Raw genomic sequence first — 1077 nt, forward strand, 5'->3', positions numbered from 1 at the left:
GATGCTCGCCATGTTCCAGAAGTCGTAAGGAGTAGGGGCATATGGAATACGGATTCACCACGGCCGCCTATGTGGTCGCCGCCGTGCTGTTCATCCTCGCCCTGGGCGGCCTGTCGGGTCAGGAAAGCGCCAAACGGGCCATCTGGTACGGCATTGTCGGCATGGCCCTTGCGGTGCTGGCGACTCTGTTCGGGCCGGGCGCGGGCAACTGGCTGCTGTCCGTCATCATGATCGCCATCGGCGGTTCGGTGGGCTGGGTCGTCGCCAAGCGCGTGCAGATGACCGAAATGCCACAGCTGGTCGCGGCGATGCACAGCCTCGTCGGTCTTGCGGCCGTGTTCGTGGGCTTCAACGCGCAGATCGAACTGGCCCGCGTGCTGCGGATCAAGGCCGAAGGCGTCGCCCACGAATTCCAGGGCTTTGCCGCCGTGCTGGCGCACAAGACGCCGGCCGAAATCGCGATGCTGAAGATCGAGGTGTGTCTGGGCATCTTCATCGGCGCCGTGACCTTTACCGGATCGGTCGTCGCCTTCGGCAAGCTGGCCGGCAAGGTGGACGGAAAGCCGAAAAAGCTGCCGGGCGGACATATGCTGAACGCCGGCGCGATGACGCTGTCGATCCTGTTCGGCATCCTGTATTTCACCGGCTTCGGATCGGGCGTGTTCTGGCTGATCCTGGTGACGCTGCTGGCGTTCTTCATCGGCTATCACCTGATCATGGGCATCGGCGGCGCCGACATGCCGGTGGTGGTGTCGATGCTGAACAGCTATTCGGGCTGGGCGGCGGCGGCGATCGGCTTCACGCTTGGCAACGACTTGCTGATCGTGACCGGCGCGCTGGTAGGCTCGTCCGGTGCGATCCTCAGCTACATCATGTGCAAGGCGATGAACCGCCATTTCGTCAGCGTCATCCTGGGCGGCTTTGGTGGCGAGGCCGGCCCCGCGGCCGCTATCGAGGGCGAGCAGGTCGCCATCGACGCCGACGGCGTGGCGGCGGCGCTGAACGAGGCCGACAGCGTGGTGATCGTGCCGGGCTATGGCATGGCCGTGGCGCAGGCGCAGGGCGCGGTCAGCGAAT

General features: G+C 65.2%; 1 protein-coding gene. It reads left to right on the forward strand.

Annotation, left to right across the window (positions count from 1 at the left end; genetic code table 11):
- Positions 1 to 41 precede the first annotated feature (41 nt).
- Positions 42 to 1077: NAD(P)(+) transhydrogenase (Re/Si-specific) subunit beta (locus Q5Y72_RS19680; RefSeq protein ID WP_305965079.1), on the forward strand; the 1036-nt coding region annotated here is incomplete at its 3' end.

Source organism: Paracoccus spongiarum, from assembly GCF_030732095.1.
In the GTDB taxonomy this organism is placed as follows: Bacteria; Pseudomonadota; Alphaproteobacteria; order Rhodobacterales; family Rhodobacteraceae; genus Paracoccus; species Paracoccus spongiarum.